Source organism: Streptomyces sp. NPDC002835 (assembly GCF_053591995.1).
The window spans coordinates 85,162-101,137 of record NZ_JBSFUW010000019.1 but is presented as its reverse complement, the minus strand read 5'-3'; the positions used below and the strand labels follow the sequence as shown (position 1 = coordinate 101,137).

Sequence of the window (15,976 nt, the reverse complement as noted above, 5' to 3'; positions counted from 1 at the left end):
TCGCCATGCCCGGAACCGCCCGGCACCGCCGAGGCAGCCGTAGCGGAATGCCTTCGTCCAACCCGTTGACCTACATACCCACCGGTCGGTACGTTCCCCGCACTCCCGTCCCCGCACCAACGGAGTGTGCACGCATGGACACCGCTCCCCAGCTCACGGACACCCCCGACTCGGGCCCCGCCCCGGCCGATCCCCGGCGGCGCCGGGTCGCCACCGCGGCCGCGCTCGCGTCCGCCGTCGAGTGGTACGACTACTTCGTCTTCGGCATCGCCGCCGCCCTCGTCCTCGGCGACCTGTACTTCCCCGCCGGCAGTTCCTCCGCCGGCGTACTGGCCGCCTTCGCCACCTTCGCGGTCGGCTTCCTCGCCCGCCCCGTCGGCGGCGTCATCGCCGGCCAGCTCGGCGACAAGCGGGGCCGCAAGCCGATGCTGGTCCTCGCGCTGACCATGATGGGCGTCGCGACCGCCGGAATCGGCCTGCTCCCCACGTACGAGACGATCGGCATCGCCGCCCCGATCCTGCTGGTCCTGCTCCGCATCGTGCAGGGCCTCGCCGTCGGCGCCCAGTGGGGCGGGGCCATGCTCATGGCCACCGAGTACGCCCCCAAGGGCAAGCGCGGCCTCTACGGCAGCCTGGTCCAGCTCGGCGTCCCCATCGGCGTGGTGACCGCCAACACCGTGTTCCTCGTGGCCGGTTCGCTCACCAGCGAGAGCACCTTCGCCGCCTGGGGCTGGCGGGTGCCGTTCTTCGTCGGCTTCCTCGTCCTCGGCCTCGCCTGGTACATCCACACCCGGGTCGAGGAGACGCCCGAGTTCCGCAAGGCGGAGCGCGCGCTCGCCGAGCGGGAGAAGGGCGAGAGCGCCGCCCGGTCGCCGCTGCGCACGATCCTGCGCGACCACCTCGGCACCGTCTTCCTCGCCGGCGGCTCGTTCGCCGTGAACACGGCCACCTTCTACATCATCATCACCGGCGTGCTCGACTACGCGACCCGCGAACTCGAGATGAACCGCGGCGCCGTGCTGGCGGTGTCCCTGGGCGTGAGCCTCACCCAGCTCGTGCTGATACCCGCCGCGGCGGCCCTCTCCGACCGCATCGGACGACTGCGGATCTACGCCGCGGGCGCCGTCGGGCTGCTGGTCTGGGCGGTGCCCATGTTCCTGCTGATCGACACCGCCTCGCTGCTGTGGCTCGGTGTCGGGACCTTCGTCACCAGTTGCTTCCTGAGCATCATGTACGGGCCGCAGGCCGCGCTCTTCGCCGAGCTGTTCACCGCGGAGATGCGCTACACCGGGGCGTCCCTCGGCTACCAGATCGCCGCCGTCCTCGGCGGCGGCCTGGCGCCGTTCATCATGGTCCTGCTGCTGGAGGTGACCGGGACCTCGATGGCCGTGTCCGCCTACATCATCGGGCTGGCCGTGATCGCCCTCGTCTCGATCAGGATCCTGGCCGCCCGGGCCGCGAAGGAGCCGGCGGAGAGCTGACGGCCTCCCCGCTCCCCGGCCCCTCGCTCCCGGCCGCGCACACCGGCCGCGGCCGGGAGCGGGGCCGGGAGCGCGAGACGGCCACCCCGGCCAGGCACAGCGCGCCACCCGCGAGGGTCAGCAGCCCCGGGACCTCGTCCAGGGCCAGCCACGACATCAGCACCACCAGCGCGGGCACCGCGTACGTGGTCGCGCCCATCCGGCCCGCTGTCGTACGGGCCAGCGCGTACGCCCACGTCGTGAAGGCCAGCGCCGTCGGGAAGACGCCCAGATAGACCATGTTGAGCGTGGCGGACAGCGGCGCATCCGCGGCCTGGCCGACGAGCTGCCCCGCGAACGGCAGACACGCAACCGTCCCCACCAGGCACCCGAACGTCGTCACCTGCAGCGCGCTCCCGTGCGCCAGCGCCGGCTTCTGCGCCACCACACCGCCCGCGTAGCCCACCGCGGCCAGCAGGCACAGCAGCACCCCCAGCGTGGAGGCCCCGCCCTCGCCGGACATCGACAGGCCGACCACCACCGCCCCGCCGAACGACACGGCCATGCCCGCCACCAGCCGGGGCGGCAGGCCCTCGCCGAGCAGCCGGGCTCCGAGCAGGGCGATGAGGACCGGGCCGATGTTCACCACCATCGCCGCCGTGCCCGCGTCGACCTGCTGCTCACCCCAGTTGAGCACCACCATGTAGATGCCGAACCAGAGCAGTCCGGACACGGCGATGCCCGGCCACGCGGCGCGCGGCGGCAGCCCCTCGCGCCGGATCAGCAGCACGCAGCCGAGCGCGAGCGATCCCGCGAGCAGCCGGCCGAGGGCGAGCGCGCCGGGGGAGTAGGCCTCGCCGGCGCTGCGGATGGACACGAACGCCGAGGCCCACAGCACGACGGTCACGCCCGCGGCCACCAGCGCGGGCCACTCGGGGTGGCGGATCTGCTTCGTCATGCCAGGACCGTACGGCGTGGACCGTTCGGCGCTCACCGCAATATTTCCGGATCGATGCCGAGCAGCGCATGGAGCGCCCTCTCGCCGTCCGGGGTCACCTTCACCGCCCGCTCGGAGCCGATGCGCACGCACCACCCGCTGTCCAGCGCGTGCCGGCACAGCCGGGCGCCCGCCAGGCCGGCGAGATGCGGCCGTCGTTCGGTCCAGTCGAGGCAGCGGCGGGCAAGTGGCCGCCGGCCCGCGGCGTCGAGCGGGACGCCCAGCTCGGCGAACCAGCCGGTGCCCGCGTCGGTGAGCGCGAAGCCGGTGTCCTGGCTCAGCAGGCCGCGGGCGGTCATGGCCCCGGTGACGGTGATGCCGAGCCGCCCCGCGAGATGGTCGTAGCAGGTACGGCCCCGGGCCATCGCGGCGGCGGCGCTCGACTCGCGCAGCGACCGCGGCGGCCGGACCGGTCCCGGCGGTCCGGCGTACGCGGCCAGCTCCTCGACCAGTTGCGCCGCCCGCTCGTCGGCGAGCCGCAGATACCGGTGCCTGCCCTGCCGCTCCTGTGCGAGGAGCCCGCCGGACACCAGCTTGCCGAGGTGCTCGCTCGCAGTGGACGCGGCGACCCCGGCGTGGCGGGCGAGCTCCCCGGCGGTCCAGGCCCGCCCGTCGAGCAGCGCGAGCGCGAAGGAGGCCCGGGTCTCGTCGGCGAGCAGCGCCGCGAGAGCGGCGAGATCACGGGAGGAGGTCATGCCCCCAGGATGCGTCAGCCGTTCTTCGGCGACGGCCGAAGGGTGCCGTGCAGGGCGGCGTCCTGCACGGCCGCCTCGTACTGCAGCGCCAGCCCGTCGAGCAGCGCCCGCAGGCCCGTCTCGAACGCGCCCTCGTCGACCCGCTCCTGGCGCTGCGCGAGCAGGTGGGCCTGGCCGAGGTGCGGGTAGTCGGCCGGGTCGTAGGCGGTGGCGTCCTCCACGAAGCCGCGGGCGAAGGAGCCGAGGGCGGAGCCGGTGATGAAGTAGCGCATCAGCGCGCCGATGCGGGTGGCCTGGGCGGGCGGCCAGCCGGCCCGGACCATCGCGCCGAAGACGGCGTCGGCGACCTTGAGGCCCGCCGGGCGGCGGCCGGGACCGCGGGCGAGGACCGGGACGGTGTTGGGGTGGGCGCTCAGCGCGGCGCGGTAGGAGACGGCCCAGTCGTGCAGGGCGGTGCGCCAGTCGCGGCCGTCGCCCTCGTCGAACATCGACAGGTCGACACGGGCACTGACCGCGTCGGCGACGGCGTCGAGGATCTCGTCCTTGTTGCGGAAGTGGTTGTAGAGCGAGGGGCCGCTGACGCCCAGCTCGGCTGCGAGGCGCCGGGTGGAGACCGCGTCGAGCCCCTCCGCGTCCACGAGCGCGCTCGCCGTCTCGACGATGCGGTCTCTGCTGAGAAGGGGCTTGCGCGGTCGGGCCATGCGGCACATAGTAGGCCCGGGCCTGGAAACTAGCAGTGATAGTTAAACGTGAAAGGTGGGTGCCCGCGCATGGACCTGGAGCTCGGTGAGGAGCGGACCGCCGTCCGGCAGCTGGCGAGGGACTTCGTCGACCGCGAGATCACCCCGCACGTCGTCGAGTGGGACCGCGCGGAGAGCGTCGACCGGGGCATCGTGAAGAAGCTGGGCTCGCTCGGCTTCCTCGGACTCACCGTCGACGAGGAGTACGGCGGCTCCGGCGGCGACCACCTCTCGTACTGCCTCGTCACCGAGGAACTCGGCCGCGGCGACTCCTCGGTGCGCGGCATCGTCTCCGTGTCGCTGGGGCTGGTCACCAAGACGATCGCCTCGTACGGCACAGAGGAGCAGAAGCGCCATTGGCTGCCCCGGCTCACCGCCGGTGACGCGCTCGGCTGCTTCGGCCTCACCGAGCCCGGCACCGGGTCCGACGCGGGCAGCCTCACCACCAGGGCCGTCCGCGACGGCGACGACTGGGTGATCAACGGCTCCAAGATGTTCATCACCAACGGCACCTGGGCCGACGTGGTACTGCTCTTCGCCCGGACCAACGACACCCCCGGCCACAAGGGCGTCTCCGCCTTCCTCGTCCCCACCGGCGCCCCCGGTCTCGGCCGCCGCACCATCCACGGCAAGCTCGGGCTGCGCGGCCAGGCCACCGCCGAGCTGGTGCTCGAGGACGTCCGGGTGCCCGGCTCCGCCATGCTCGGCCCCGAGGGCAAGGGCTTCTCCATCGCCATGTCCGCCCTCGCCAAGGGCCGGATGTCGGTCGCGGCCGGCTGCGTCGGCATCGCGCAGGCGGCCCTCGACGCCGCGGTCGGCTACGCGAAGGAGCGTGAGCAGTTCGGCAGGTCCATCGCGCACTACCAGCTGGTCCAGGAGCTGATCAGCGACATCGCCGTCGACGTGGACGCCGCCCGGCTGCTGACCTGGCGTGTCGCCGATCTGATCGAGCGCGGCGAGGAGTTCGCCACCGCCGCGTCCAAGGCCAAGCTGTTCGCCTCCGAGGCGGCCGTGCGCGCCGCCAACAACGCCCTCCAGGTCTTCGGCGGTTACGGCTACATCGACGAGTACCCCGTCGGCAAGCTGCTGCGCGACGCCCGGGTGATGACGCTCTACGAGGGCACCAGCCAGATCCAGAAGCTGATCATCGGCCGCGCGCTGACCGGGGTCTCCGCCTTCTGAGACGGGCCGGCCTCCAGGGCCTGCCGGCCGGCTGAGTAGCCGAGTAGACGAAGTGAGTACGGGACCTCATGCAGTCCGCGTACCGCGCCGCGAAGCTGTGCGCATGAGTGAGACACCGGTCAAGCAGCAGAACACCGCGGCGTACTACGGGCAGGCCGTCGCCTCCTTCGGCGTCGCGCTCGCGGCCGTCGGCGTCGGGATCTTCAACATGGAGATCGACGCCTGGGTGCGCGCCTTCCTCGGCATCGCGGTCCTCTATCTCACGACCTCCGCCTTCACGCTGGCCAAGGTGGTCAGGGACCGGCAGGAGGCCGGCCAGATCGTGAGCCGGGTGGATCAGGCCAGGCTGGAGAAGCTGCTCGCGGAGCACGATCCGTTCCAGAAGCTCTGATCAGGCTCTAAGCGCTTGCTCAGCTTCGGGGTATGGTGTTCGTCCTGTGCCACGAAAGGGGCGAACGAGCGATGAGTGCGGCGGACGAGACGGCGGACCGGGCGGCCGGCGACGAGAAGCCGTGGGACGAGGTGACTCCGGAGGCGGCGAGGAAACTGCTCGTCGCCGCCGTCGAGGCGTTCGCCGAGCGCGGTTACCATGCCACCACCACCCGGGACATCGCCGGCCGCGCCGGCATGAGCCCGGCAGCGCTCTACATCCACTACAAGACGAAGGAAGAGCTGCTCCACCGGATCAGCCGGATCGGGCACGACAAGGCCCTCGAGATCCTCAACGCCGCGTACGACGACGGCGGCACGCCCACCGAGCGGCTGGCCGGCGCCGTGCGCTCCTTCGTCCGCTGGCACGCCGGCCGGCACACCACCGCCCGGGTGGTGCAGTACGAACTCGACGCGCTGAGCGACGCGCACCGCACCGAGATCTTCGGGCTGCGCAGGCAGAGCGACGCCGTGGTGCGCCGCATCCTCAGCGAGGGGGTCGAGACGGGCGAGTTCGACGTGCCCGACGTGCCCGGCACCACGGTCGCGGTGCTGTCGCTCTGCATCGACGTGGCGCGCTGGTTCAACACCCAGGGCCGCCGGACGCCCGACGAGGTCGGCGCGCTCTACGCCGACCTCGTCCTGCGGATGGTGAGCGCCCGGAAGGACTGAGCGCTCCCCGGAGCGCCGCCGGGCGCTCACCGGCGGCGGGCCTCAGAAGAAGTAGCGGGACAGCGACTCCGCCACACACACCGGCTTCTCGCCGCCCTCGCGCTCGATCGTGACGAGGGCGGTCACCTGCACGCCCCCGCCCACCTCGTCGACGCTCTGCAGGACCGCGGTCGCCCGCAGCCGCGAGCCCACCGGCACCGGGGCCGGGAAGCGGACCTTGTTGGTGCCGTAGTTGATGCCCATCTTCATGCCCTCGACGCGCAGGACCTGCGGCACCAGCGCGGGCAGCAGCGAGAGCGTCAGGTAGCCGTGGGCGATCGTCGTGCCGAAGGGGCCGCTCGCGGCACGCTCCGGGTCCACATGGATCCACTGGTGGTCACCGGTGGCGTCGGCGAAGAGGTCGATCCGCTTCTGGTCGACCTCCAGCCAGTCACTGTGCCCCAGCTGCTCGCCGACGCCGGCGCGCAGCTCCTCGGGGGAGGTGAAGATCCTCGGCTCTGCCATGTCCCTGGTCCCTGCCTCTCGAAGACTGATGTCTAAGCGCTTGCTCAGCATGGTTGGGCAGGCGTCGTTCTGTCAACGACGGACCAGTAGGCTTCGAGGGGTGCCGCAGATTCCAGAGAAGATCCACGAGCTCACGGTCGGCCAGCTCTCCGCGCGCAGCGGCGCGGCCGTGTCCGCCCTGCACTTCTACGAGTCCAAGGGCCTCATCACCAGCCGCCGCACCAGCGGCAACCAGCGCCGCTACAGCCGGGACGCGCTGCGCCGGGTCGCCTTCGTCCGCGCCGCGCAACGCGTCGGCATCCCCCTCGCCACCATCAGGGAGGCCCTCGCGGAGCTGCCGGAGGAGCGGACGCCCGACCGCGACGACTGGGCCCGGCTCTCCGAGGCGTGGCGCGGGGAACTCGACGAGCGGATCAAGCAGCTCAGCCGGCTCCGCGACCATCTGACCGACTGCATCGGCTGCGGCTGCCTCTCCCTGGAGAACTGCGTCCTGTCCAACCCGGACGACGTCTTCGGCGAGCGGCTGACCGGCTCGCGACTGCTGCCGGAGCGGGGCCGCGCCAAGGGCGACGGCGCCTGACGCAGGTGGAGGCGGGCCCGCACCCCCGTGGCGGGCCCGCCTCCTGGCCGGCGCTACTCGAACTCGGTACCGCCCTTGCGGGTCAGATACGCCGGGCTCACCGCCTTGGCGATGGCCCGCCCGCCGGTGACCGGGCTGTACCGCTCGACCGCGGGCCGGACGACCACGCCCTCCCGCAGATGCAGCTTGCGTCCCGAGACCGTCTCGCGGCCGCTCGCCAGCTCCAGCACCGTGTCCGCGTCGTACGGGCCCTCGAACAGCCGTGGTACCACGGGCAGTTCGCCGCCGAGCACGGCCGCCGCGTCCAGCCAGCGGACCTGGCCGTCGATCTCGGCGGAGATGTCGAAGACCGCGTATCCGAGGCCGTCCTCGGCCCGGGCGTCCTTGCCGTAGCCGAGGTCCTGGACACCGGCGCCGTAGACCTCGGCGAACAGGCCCACCCGGCTCGCGCCGAGCCGTTCGGCGAGACGCGCCGCGATCTTGGGCACGCCGTGCCCGAGGACGGCGCGCCAGTACAGGTTGGCCGGGTCCTGCTTCAGTGCCAGGCCCTTGGCGCCGAACCCCTTGGACGAGACCTGCACCCGGCCGCCGTCCGCCGTGCTGTAGGTCGTCAGGCAGGCCGAGCCGTGGAGCTTCTCGGTCAGCACGACCGGCTCGCCGGGCTCGAAGATGTCCGGGTGGCGCTGCAGATTCTCGATGTCCACCCACGGCAGCAGGTCCGGGGCCGCCTCCACGTCACCGCTCATCCGGGACGGGACCGGCGGCGACCACTTGGTGATCGACAGCAGGTCCGCGAAGTCCGTCCCGTCCTCGGCGGCCCGGACCAGATCCACGTCCGCGAGCGCCCGCGGCCGGCACACGATCCCCTGCGACAGCTCACCCCGCAGCCGCACCGCCTTGACCCGGTTGGCGTCACCACCCGCGAGGCGCCCGGTCAGCCCCAACTCCTCGATGAGCCCTGCCGGGAGCACGGCCTGCTCCGGGATGTACAGCGCGGCGTCGCCGGTGCGGTAGACGCCCTTGGCGACGACGGCGCGGTACAGACCCACCTGGGCCAGCTCCAGCGCGTCGGCGTTCGGGTGTTCGTGCACGGTCAGGACTTCGGCGGTGACGCGCAGCGTCGACATCTCAGGGCTCCTCGGTGGTGGTTCGCATCGACGCCAACTGTGGGGCTGGCCAAACCCGTTGGCCCAGCGGATTTCCGCCCTGGTAACGTCGCGCTCTTCGGCGGGCGGGAGCCGCGACCGGAGTACCGGACGGGACGTGGCCCGCATGGCCTCCTCTCCACTCGACGCGGCGGTGGACCGCGTACGCACGGTCTTCGCCGGCCTGACCAGTCCCGGCGAGACGGGCTGCGGCCTGTGCCATCTGCCGCAGGAGACGGCCCTGTTGCGCACCCCGGACGTGGCACTGCCCGACGACGTGCTGCGGATGTACGCCCACGAGGTGCCGGACCACTTCGACGACCACCCGGCCGCCGTGCGCCGGATCCTGCCGCAGCTCGCCGAGCGGCTGGCGACGGGCCGGTTCGCCGGGCTCGACGCCTATGAGCTGACCGGCCTCGGACGCTCCGGCTGGCGCGACTGGCCGGACGAACAGGCCGGTGCGGTACGGGTGTTCCTCGAGACCTGGTGGACGGACACGGTCACCTCCGCCGCGCCGCCGTACCCGGTGCACGACGTGTTCGAGGCATGCGTGACCGCGAGCTCCACCGTGACGCCGTACCTCGCCGAGTGGGCCGCTCAGCCGGTCGGCGGGCCGGCCGACCGGCATCTGGCCGACTGCGCCGAGGAGTGGGTCGACGATCTGCTCGGCGAGGTCTCGCCGACCGTCTTCTGGTGGTGGTGCGACCACACCCGTGACGAACCTCTCGCTGAGCTCCGGACATGGTTCGCCGAGCACGCGCCCGGGCGGCTGCGTGCCCTCGGCGCCGACCCGATGCTCGTGTTCAGGACCGGACTGCTGGCTTTGCCGTACGAGCAGCGCTGGACCGCTCAGGTGTGGGCCGCGGCGCCGGGTGCGTGAGGCCGGCCGACGGGTTCCGGGCGCCCGGCCCGGAACCCGTGGGGCGTCATGCGACCGGCGCGAGTTCGCGCCGCCCCGCGCGCTTCGCCGCGGACATCGCCCGCGGCGTCAGCACGGGCTGCGGCACGACGATGCCGCAGCCGGTGCAGACCGGGCCGGTCCACGGCTCGTGCTTCAGGTCCTGGCGCCACACGATGTGCGTCTCACCGCACACCGGGCATCCGTCCCCCGGCTCCGCCTCCAGCGCGGCGATCAGCCGGCGCAGCACCTCCCCGAGGGGCGCGGACGGGTGCTCGGCCGGGGTGTCGCAGCGCGCCACCCCGTTGCCGCCCCAGGTCCTGCGGTGCCAGTCGTCGATGTGTCCGGGCCGCCGCAGCCCGTCGTGCTTCTCCCGTTTGCGGCGGTCCGCGAAGTTGTCCTCGTAGGCGAGCCAGACGGCCCGTGCCTCTTCCAGTTCCTCGAGCGCGGCCACCAGCCGCGCCGGATCCGGGGCCCTGTCCTCCGGGTCGATACGGTGCCTGCCGCACAGGTGGTCCCATGTGGCGCGGTGCCCGTAAGGGGCGAACCGTTCCAGGCATTTGCGCAGTGAGTAGCGCCGTAGCGCCAGATCACACCGTGGGTCGCGCACCTGTCTCGCGAGACTCCGGAAACCGGCCATCGTCCTGCCACCTCCGTCGCTGGTACATCGGCGTTGAAGAATGGACGTAGGAGTGCCCGTTTCGGCTCCATCGAAAAGAAAAAGGTGGCGCTTCGACCGGATCACGCCCCCGGCCGGGAGCCCCCGATGCGGCCCGCGGTCAGCACCACCCGTGCGAGTTCCTCATGGCAGATGTCGCCGTGCGCGCCCGTCGGCGGCGGCCCGTGGCGCACCACGGCCGAGGCGTCGACGTTGACGCAGCCGGCCGCCGGCAGCCCGTCGCGCAGCGCCTCGTCCAGCGTCAGCCGTGGCGTGTCCGCGACGGCCCGGATCCCGTCATGGCCCATTGCCCACCATCGCCGGTCGGCCCCGGCCGTGGCCGCCGGGTCGCCCGCGAGGCTCGACGCCAGCGGGTAGAACACGCCGAGGGCGGTGTCGTACCGCGAATGGCAGGCCACCACCGGCCCGTTCACCCGCTGGTGGAGCGCGCCCAGCACACCGCAGCGGTGCGGGGCGTGCGGGAGCCCGGTGGCGAACGCGTAGTGGGAGAACGCCGCTTGGAGCAGCGTCACCGATGTCACGTTCCGCGCCCCTTCGGGGAGCCCGCGCAGTGCGAACGCGACCAGCCGCGCTCCGTGGCTGTGCCCGACGAGATGCACCCGCAGGTGGGGCGCGGACCGCGACAGGTGTCCCAGCAGCGGGCCGAGCCCCAGTTCGCCGACGGCGCCCGCCCGCCGCTTCATCGCGTAGTACGTGGCCTGCCGCAGCAGCTCCTTCGCACCGGGCCAGGCCGCGGGCCGGCCGGCCCCGGCCGCCGCCGGGTCGAGGGCCGCCGCCAGCCGTTCGCAGAGGGTGAGCGTGTCCTCGTACAGGACGGCCGGCGGGCTCTGCTCGTCGCGCGGCAGATCCTCCGCGAAGGCCGCCTCCAGCCCGCCCGGCGGGGCCGCGGTCAGCTGCCGGGCCAGCATCCCGAACTCGGCGAACGCCGCCCGGGAGTCCGGCCGTTCGCCGAGGAGCCACGCCAGCCGGTCCACCGTCGCCCCGTGCCCGGGGAACAGGCAGGAGAGCAGGTCCCGCGTCGTCTTGTCGAGCCCGGGGCCCGCCGCCGGCGCCTCGCCGGCCCGTTCGGCGCCGGGGATCGGTTCGTCGGGGAAGCGCATCGAGGGCCACAGCACTCCGGCGTACCCGACCCGTGCGTCCGGTGCGGACGCCAGCAGTCCGGGGAAGGGCGCGAAGAACGTCAGATGCAGCCGGCGGGCCGTGGCCGGGGAGTTGTTCCAGCCATGTGCGAACACGACGAGATCGGTGAGCTCCGAACCGGCGGCCACGCCGTACGGCCCGCCGCCCGGATCGCCGTCCGCGTCGAAGCAGATCTCCCGGTACGGCCGCACATCCGTCCCCGCCATTGGCCCCGCCCCTCCCCTTGCGCTCCGCTGTCACAGCATCCTGCGCAAGGGGAGAAACGGCCATACCTCGTAGGCGGCCGGAGGCGTACGAGCGGGTGCGTCAGTAGCGCAGGTACCGCTTGCGGACGGCGCTGAACGCGGCCAGTTCGTCCTGCCACGCGCCGGTGACCTCGTCGGTGTCCGCGCCCGCGTCGATCAGGGTGCGCACCTTGGTGGAGCCCGTCAGCTTGTCGATCCAGTTGTCGGAGCGCCAGGCGAAGCCGCTCCACGTGCGCTTCGCGGTCACCAGGAGGGCGATGCCGGTGCGGACCGGGTCGTAGGCGTCGCGGTCGTGGACGTGGAGCTGCACGCCGCCGACCGTCCTGCCCTGGAACTTGGAGAAGGTCGGGGCGAAGTACGCCTCGCGGAAGCGGACGCCCGGCAGGTCCAGCGCGTTCGCGGCCTCCGCCCAGGCCGGGCCGATGCCCTCGGCGCCGAGCAGTTCGAAGGGGCGGGTGGTGCCGCGGCCCTCGGAGAGGTTGGTGCCCTCGAAGAGGCAGGTGCCGGAGTAGACCAGCGCGGTCTCCGGGGTGGGCATGTTGGGGCTCGGCGGGACCCAGGGCAGCCCCGTGTCGTCGAAGAAGTCGTGCCGCCGCCAGCCCTTCATCGTCACGATCCCCAGCTCGACGGGCCGGGTGAGGAACTCGCCGTTGAACAGCAGCGCCAGCTCGCCCACCGTCATGCCGTGCGCCTGCGAGATGGGCTCACGGCCCACGAAGGTCGCGAACGCCTTGTCGAGCACCGGCCCGAGCGCCGCCCGGCCGGTCATCGGGTTCGGCCGGTCGAGGACGACGAAGCGCTTCCCGGCGAGCGCCGCCGACTGCATGCAGTCGAAGAGCGTCCAGATGTACGTGTAGAAGCGGGCGCCCGCGTCCTGGATGTCGAAGACGACCGTGTCCACGCCGGAGGCCGTGAAGATGTCGGCGAGCGGCTGCCCGCTCTTGAGGTACGTGTCGTAGACGGGCAGCCCGGTCGCCGGGTCGTCGTAGCGGCCCTCGGAGCCGCCGGCCTGTGCGGTGCCGCGGAAGCCGTGCTCGGGACCGAAGACGGCGACGAGGTCCACCCGGTCGTCGGCGTGCATCACGTCCACGATGTGGCGCACGTCGCGGGCGATGCCCGTCGGGTTGGTGACGACCCCGACGCGCTGCCCGGACAGCGCCGCGTACCCGCCGGCGGCCAGGCGTTCGAAACCGGTGCGGACCCGGCCGCGGCCCGTGTGGGCGGCGGCGGGCGCGGGAGCGGCGGCCAGTGCCCCCGCCGCGCCGCCCGCGACCAGCAAACCCCGTCTGGACAGGCTCATAGAGCTACCTCCGTGATCGCCGTGTGTCATGACCACTGCACGCTAGCGCTCATGTCGGCCCCGGGGAACGACCCCGGCACGTGGTTGTGCCGCCCTCTTCCGTCGTGACATACCGACTGGTTAGTCTGCTCGGAAGGACGGGTGGACGAGAGAGTCGGGAAGAGGCGGAGCCGATGAGTACGGTGCAGGGCGCTGGGGTCGTGGTCACGGGCGCGGGCGGCGGTATCGGAGCCGCGCTGGCCCGGCGGTTCGCCCGGGAGGGCGCCCGGGTCGTCGTCAACGACATCGACGCGGGCAAGGCCAAGGCCGTCGCCGACGAGATCGGCGCCACCGCCGTGCCGGGCGACGCCTCGGGGATCGTGGACGAGGCACGCGACGCCCTCGGCGGCGTCGTCGACGTCTACTGCGCCAACGCCGGACTCGCCTCCGGCGGGGACGCCTTCGCCGACGAGGACGTATGGGCCGCCGCCTGGGACGTCAACGTCATGGCGCACGTACGGGCGAGCCGGGCCCTGCTGCCCGACTGGCTCGAGCGCGGCAGCGGACGCTTCGTCTCCACCGTCTCCGCCGCCGGCCTGCTCACGATGATCGGCGCGGCCCCGTACAGCGTCACCAAGCACGGCGCGCTCGCCTACGCCGAGTGGCTCTCCCTCACCTACCGGCACCGCGGCCTCAAGGTCCACGCCATCTGCCCGCAGGGCGTCCGCACCGACATGCTCACCGCCAGTGGCACGGCCGGCGAACTGGTCCTCACGCCGACCGCCATCGAGCCGGAGGACGTCGCCGACTCCCTCTTCGAGGCCATGGCCGAGGACCGCTTCCTGGTCCTTCCGCACCCCGAGGTCGCCGAGTACTACGCGGCCCGCGCGACGCACAACGACCGGTGGCTCGCCGGCATGAACCACATCCAGCAGAAGTGGGAGGAGACCGGCCGATGAACTCGATCTACGCCGCCAAGCCCTGGCTCTCGCAGCTCACCGACGCCCAGCGGGCGCCGATCGACCCGCCGCCGACCGCGCTGCACGCCTTCCGCGCCGCCGTCGCGCGCGCCCCGGAGCACACCGCCCTCGCCTACTTCGACGGCAGAGTGAGCTACCGCGAGACCGACGAACTGTCCGACTCGGTGGCCGGGCACCTCGCCGCCCGCGGCGTCGCGCGCGGCGACCGGGTCGCGGTCATGCTGCAGAACACCCCGCACTTCGTGATCGCGCTGCTCGGCGCCTGGAAGGCCGGGGCCACCGTCGTCCCGCTCAACCCGATGTACAAGTCGGGCGAGGTCGCGCACGTCCTCGCGGACGCCGAGGTCGGCGCGCTGATCTGCTCCGACCGCGCCTGGGAGGGGTATCTGCGCGACTGCGCCGCCGCCTCGCCCGTACGGATCGCCCTCACCGCCTGCGAGCTCGACCTCCAGACCCGGGGCGACGAACGGGTCCTCGGCTTCGAGCGGACCGCGCCCGCCGACGATGCCGATGACCTGCTCACGGTCGCCCGCAGCGGCCTGCCCGCCCCGGCGGACCGCGAACTCGCCGCGGACGACGTGGCGCTGATCAGCTACACGTCCGGCACCAGCGGCACCCCCAAGGGCGCCATGAACCTGCACGGCGGCATCACCTACAACGCCGAACGCCAGCGCACCGGCCACCCCGTCCCCGAGGGCGCCTGCTACTTCGTCCTCGCGCCGCTGTTCCACATCACCGGCATGGTCTGCCAGCTCGCCGTCTGCTTCGCGAACGCCGGCACCCTCGCCCTCGCCTACCGCTTCGAGGCCGGGGTCGTCCTCGACGCCTTCCTGGAGCACCGGCCCGCGTACACCGTCGGCCCCTCCACGGCGTTCATGGCGCTCGCCGCCCACCCCGCCGCCACCCGGGACCACTTCGACTCCTTCGCGGTGATCTCCTCCGGCGGGGCTCCGGTGCCGCCCGCGCTCGTCGAGAAGTTCCGGGCCGGCTTCGGGCCCTACATCCGCAACGGCTACGGCCTCACCGAGTGCACCGCCCCCTGCGCCGCCGTACCCCCGGAGAAGGAGGCCCCCGTCGACCCGGCCTCCGGCACCCTGTCCGTCGGCGTGCCCGGACCGGACACCCTGGTCCGCATCGTCGACGAGCTCGGCGAGGACGTGCCCCTCGGCGAGCAGGGCGAGATCACGGTTCGCGGCCCGCAGGTCGTGCCCGGCTACTGGCGGCTGCCCGAGGCCACCGCGGCCACCTTCCCCGACGGCGAACTGCGCACCGGCGACATCGGGTTCATGGACGCCGACGGCTGGCTCTACGTCGTCGACCGCAAGAAGGACATGATCAACGCCTCCGGGTTCAAGGTCTGGCCGCGCGAGGTCGAGGACGTCCTCTACACCCACCCCGCCGTCCGCGAGGCGGCCGTCGTCGGCGTCCCGGACGCTTACCGCGGCGAGAGCGTGAAGGCGTTCGTCAGCCTGCGGCCCGGGGCGAGCACCGACGGCGCCGAACTCTCCGCGTACTGTGCCGAGCGGCTGGCCGCCTACAAGTACCCGCGCGAAGTCGAGGTACTGCCGGAGCTGCCGAAAACGACAAGTGGGAAGATCCTCAGGCGGGAACTGCGTTCCCCGGCGTAACACGCGGTCCCGAACGGCACATGGGTACAGAAAGAAAGGCGGGTGGCGGCAATGGCCAGAACGACGGACGGGGACGGCACCCCCGTGCCGCAGAGGCTGCTGGCCGCTGCCACCCGGCTCTTCGCCGAGCGCGGCTACGACCGCACGTCGGTGCAGGAGATCGTGGAGGCGGCCGGCGTCACCAAGGGTGCGCTGTACCACTACTTCGGCTCGAAGGAAGACCTCCTCCACGAGGTCTACGCCCGCGTGCTGCGCCTCCAGCAGCAGCGGCTCGACGCCTACGCGGACGCCGACGAGCCGGTGGACAAGCGGCTGCGGGGCGCGGCGGCGGACGTCGTCGTCACCACCATCGAGAACCTTGACGACGCCGACATCTTCTTCCGCTCGATGCACCATCTGAGCCCCGAGAAGCACAAGCAGGTGCGCGCAGAGCGCCGCCGGTACCACGAGCGCTTCCGTGCGCTGGTGGAGGAGGGGCAGCAGAGCGGCGTCTTCTCGTCCGCCACGCCGGCCGACCTCGTGGTCGACTACCACTTCGGCTCGGTCCACCACCTGTCGACCTGGTACCGCCCGGCGGGCCCCCTCACCAAGCAGCAGGTCGCCGACCACCTGGCCGACCTGCTCCTGCGGGCGCTGCGGCCGTAGCGGTCCGGGGCCTGCCCAAGGACCCCGGTACCGCGGGGCATCCAGCCTCGCCGGCGTTCGAGGCGCGGGGGCGGAGCC

The 15,976-nt window shown here is 72.7% G+C and carries 17 protein-coding genes; 9 read left to right on the top strand and 8 right to left on the bottom strand.

The genetic code is table 11. The features are described 5' to 3' along the window. Positions 1-134 precede the first annotated feature (134 nt). The gene (locus ACWD01_RS21410; protein WP_451164089.1) at positions 135-1,481 is read left to right on the top strand and encodes an MFS transporter; all 1,347 of its coding nucleotides are present in this window, start codon (positions 135-137) and stop codon (positions 1,479-1,481) included. Here ACWD01_RS21410 and ACWD01_RS21405 read toward each other — a convergent pair. From ACWD01_RS21405 to ACWD01_RS21395, 3 genes are read right to left on the bottom strand one after another with little or no spacing between them, the layout of a single operon-like run. Next, positions 1,435-2,418 carry a DMT family transporter gene (locus ACWD01_RS21405; protein WP_451164087.1) on the bottom strand — a complete coding sequence of 328 codons (984 nt, stop codon included), beginning with the start codon at positions 2,416-2,418 and terminating at the stop codon, positions 1,435-1,437. The two genes, ACWD01_RS21410 and ACWD01_RS21405, sit on opposite strands and share 47 nt — an antisense overlap. Positions 2,419-2,450: 32 nt before the next feature. Then, positions 2,451-3,152, bottom strand: a complete 702-nt coding sequence (locus tag ACWD01_RS21400; protein WP_451164085.1) for an ArsR/SmtB family transcription factor — start codon at positions 3,150-3,152, stop codon at positions 2,451-2,453. Between the two features lie 14 nt (positions 3,153-3,166). Then, the gene (locus tag ACWD01_RS21395; RefSeq protein WP_451164083.1) at positions 3,167-3,853 is read right to left on the bottom strand and encodes a TetR/AcrR family transcriptional regulator; all 687 of its coding nucleotides are present in this window, start codon (positions 3,851-3,853) and stop codon (positions 3,167-3,169) included. Positions 3,854-3,922: 69 nt separating this feature from the next. Here ACWD01_RS21395 and ACWD01_RS21390 point away from each other — a divergent pair, with 69 nt between their 5' ends. The 3 genes from ACWD01_RS21390 to ACWD01_RS21380 all read left to right on the top strand — a co-directional run bounded on the left by ACWD01_RS21390 (position 3,923) and on the right by ACWD01_RS21380 (position 6,175). Further along, entirely contained in the window at positions 3,923-5,074 is a 1,152-nt protein-coding gene (locus tag ACWD01_RS21390) for an acyl-CoA dehydrogenase family protein (RefSeq protein WP_451164081.1), read from the top strand. 103 nt (positions 5,075-5,177) lie between these two features. Further along, positions 5,178-5,465 carry a YiaA/YiaB family inner membrane protein gene (locus tag ACWD01_RS21385; protein WP_451164079.1) on the top strand — a complete coding sequence of 96 codons (288 nt, stop codon included), beginning with the start codon at positions 5,178-5,180 and terminating at the stop codon, positions 5,463-5,465. A gap of 71 nt (positions 5,466-5,536) precedes the next feature. Continuing rightward, positions 5,537-6,175, top strand: a complete 639-nt coding sequence (locus ACWD01_RS21380; protein ID WP_451164077.1) for a TetR/AcrR family transcriptional regulator — start codon at positions 5,537-5,539, stop codon at positions 6,173-6,175. A gap of 42 nt (positions 6,176-6,217) precedes the next feature. Here ACWD01_RS21380 and ACWD01_RS21375 read toward each other — a convergent pair whose 3' ends face one another. Further along, positions 6,218-6,679 carry a MaoC family dehydratase gene (locus ACWD01_RS21375; RefSeq protein WP_356899194.1) on the bottom strand — a complete coding sequence of 154 codons (462 nt, stop codon included), beginning with the start codon at positions 6,677-6,679 and terminating at the stop codon, positions 6,218-6,220. A gap of 100 nt (positions 6,680-6,779) precedes the next feature. On the opposite strand from ACWD01_RS21375, the gene soxR reads away from it, so the two are divergent. Continuing rightward, complete coding sequence (gene soxR / locus ACWD01_RS21370; RefSeq protein WP_451164075.1) at positions 6,780-7,259, top strand: redox-sensitive transcriptional activator SoxR; 480 nt, start codon at positions 6,780-6,782, stop codon at positions 7,257-7,259. A 53-nt stretch (positions 7,260-7,312) separates the two neighbouring features. Here soxR and ACWD01_RS21365 read toward each other — a convergent pair whose 3' ends face one another. After that, on the bottom strand, positions 7,313-8,386 hold the full coding sequence (locus ACWD01_RS21365; RefSeq protein WP_451164073.1) for an RNA ligase (ATP): 1,074 nt from the start codon (positions 8,384-8,386) through the stop codon (positions 7,313-7,315). Between the two features lie 145 nt (positions 8,387-8,531). On the opposite strand from ACWD01_RS21365, the gene ACWD01_RS21360 reads away from it, so the two are divergent. After that, positions 8,532-9,284 carry a hypothetical protein gene (locus ACWD01_RS21360; protein WP_451164071.1) on the top strand — a complete coding sequence of 251 codons (753 nt, stop codon included), beginning with the start codon at positions 8,532-8,534 and terminating at the stop codon, positions 9,282-9,284. Between the two features lie 46 nt (positions 9,285-9,330). Here the strand turns inward: ACWD01_RS21360 and ACWD01_RS21355 are convergent, their stop codons facing one another. The 3 genes from ACWD01_RS21355 to ACWD01_RS21345 all read right to left on the bottom strand — a co-directional run bounded on the left by ACWD01_RS21355 (position 9,331) and on the right by ACWD01_RS21345 (position 12,666). Then, positions 9,331-9,942: a hypothetical protein gene (locus tag ACWD01_RS21355; protein WP_451164069.1), complete on the bottom strand. Its 612-nt coding sequence runs from the start codon at positions 9,940-9,942 to the stop codon at positions 9,331-9,333. A gap of 101 nt (positions 9,943-10,043) precedes the next feature. After that, the gene (locus ACWD01_RS21350; RefSeq protein ID WP_451164067.1) at positions 10,044-11,327 is read right to left on the bottom strand and encodes a serine-threonine protein kinase; all 1,284 of its coding nucleotides are present in this window, start codon (positions 11,325-11,327) and stop codon (positions 10,044-10,046) included. Between the two features lie 100 nt (positions 11,328-11,427). After that, positions 11,428-12,666, bottom strand: a complete 1,239-nt coding sequence (locus tag ACWD01_RS21345) for an exo-beta-N-acetylmuramidase NamZ family protein (protein WP_451164065.1) — start codon at positions 12,664-12,666, stop codon at positions 11,428-11,430. Between the two features lie 173 nt (positions 12,667-12,839). Here ACWD01_RS21345 and ACWD01_RS21340 point away from each other — a divergent pair, with 173 nt between their 5' ends. Genes ACWD01_RS21340 through ACWD01_RS21330 form a run of 3 tightly spaced genes read left to right on the top strand, consistent with a single transcriptional unit; the run spans position 12,840 to position 15,898 of the window. After that, the gene (locus ACWD01_RS21340) at positions 12,840-13,604 is read left to right on the top strand and encodes an SDR family oxidoreductase (RefSeq protein WP_451164063.1); all 765 of its coding nucleotides are present in this window, start codon (positions 12,840-12,842) and stop codon (positions 13,602-13,604) included. Then, entirely contained in the window at positions 13,601-15,253 is a 1,653-nt protein-coding gene (locus ACWD01_RS21335) for an AMP-binding protein (protein WP_451164061.1), read from the top strand. The genes ACWD01_RS21340 and ACWD01_RS21335 overlap by 4 nt, the downstream gene beginning before the upstream one ends. Positions 15,254-15,304: 51 nt before the next feature. Next, complete coding sequence (locus ACWD01_RS21330; RefSeq protein WP_451164059.1) at positions 15,305-15,898, top strand: TetR/AcrR family transcriptional regulator; 594 nt, start codon at positions 15,305-15,307, stop codon at positions 15,896-15,898. The last annotated feature ends 78 nt before the right edge of the window (positions 15,899-15,976 follow it).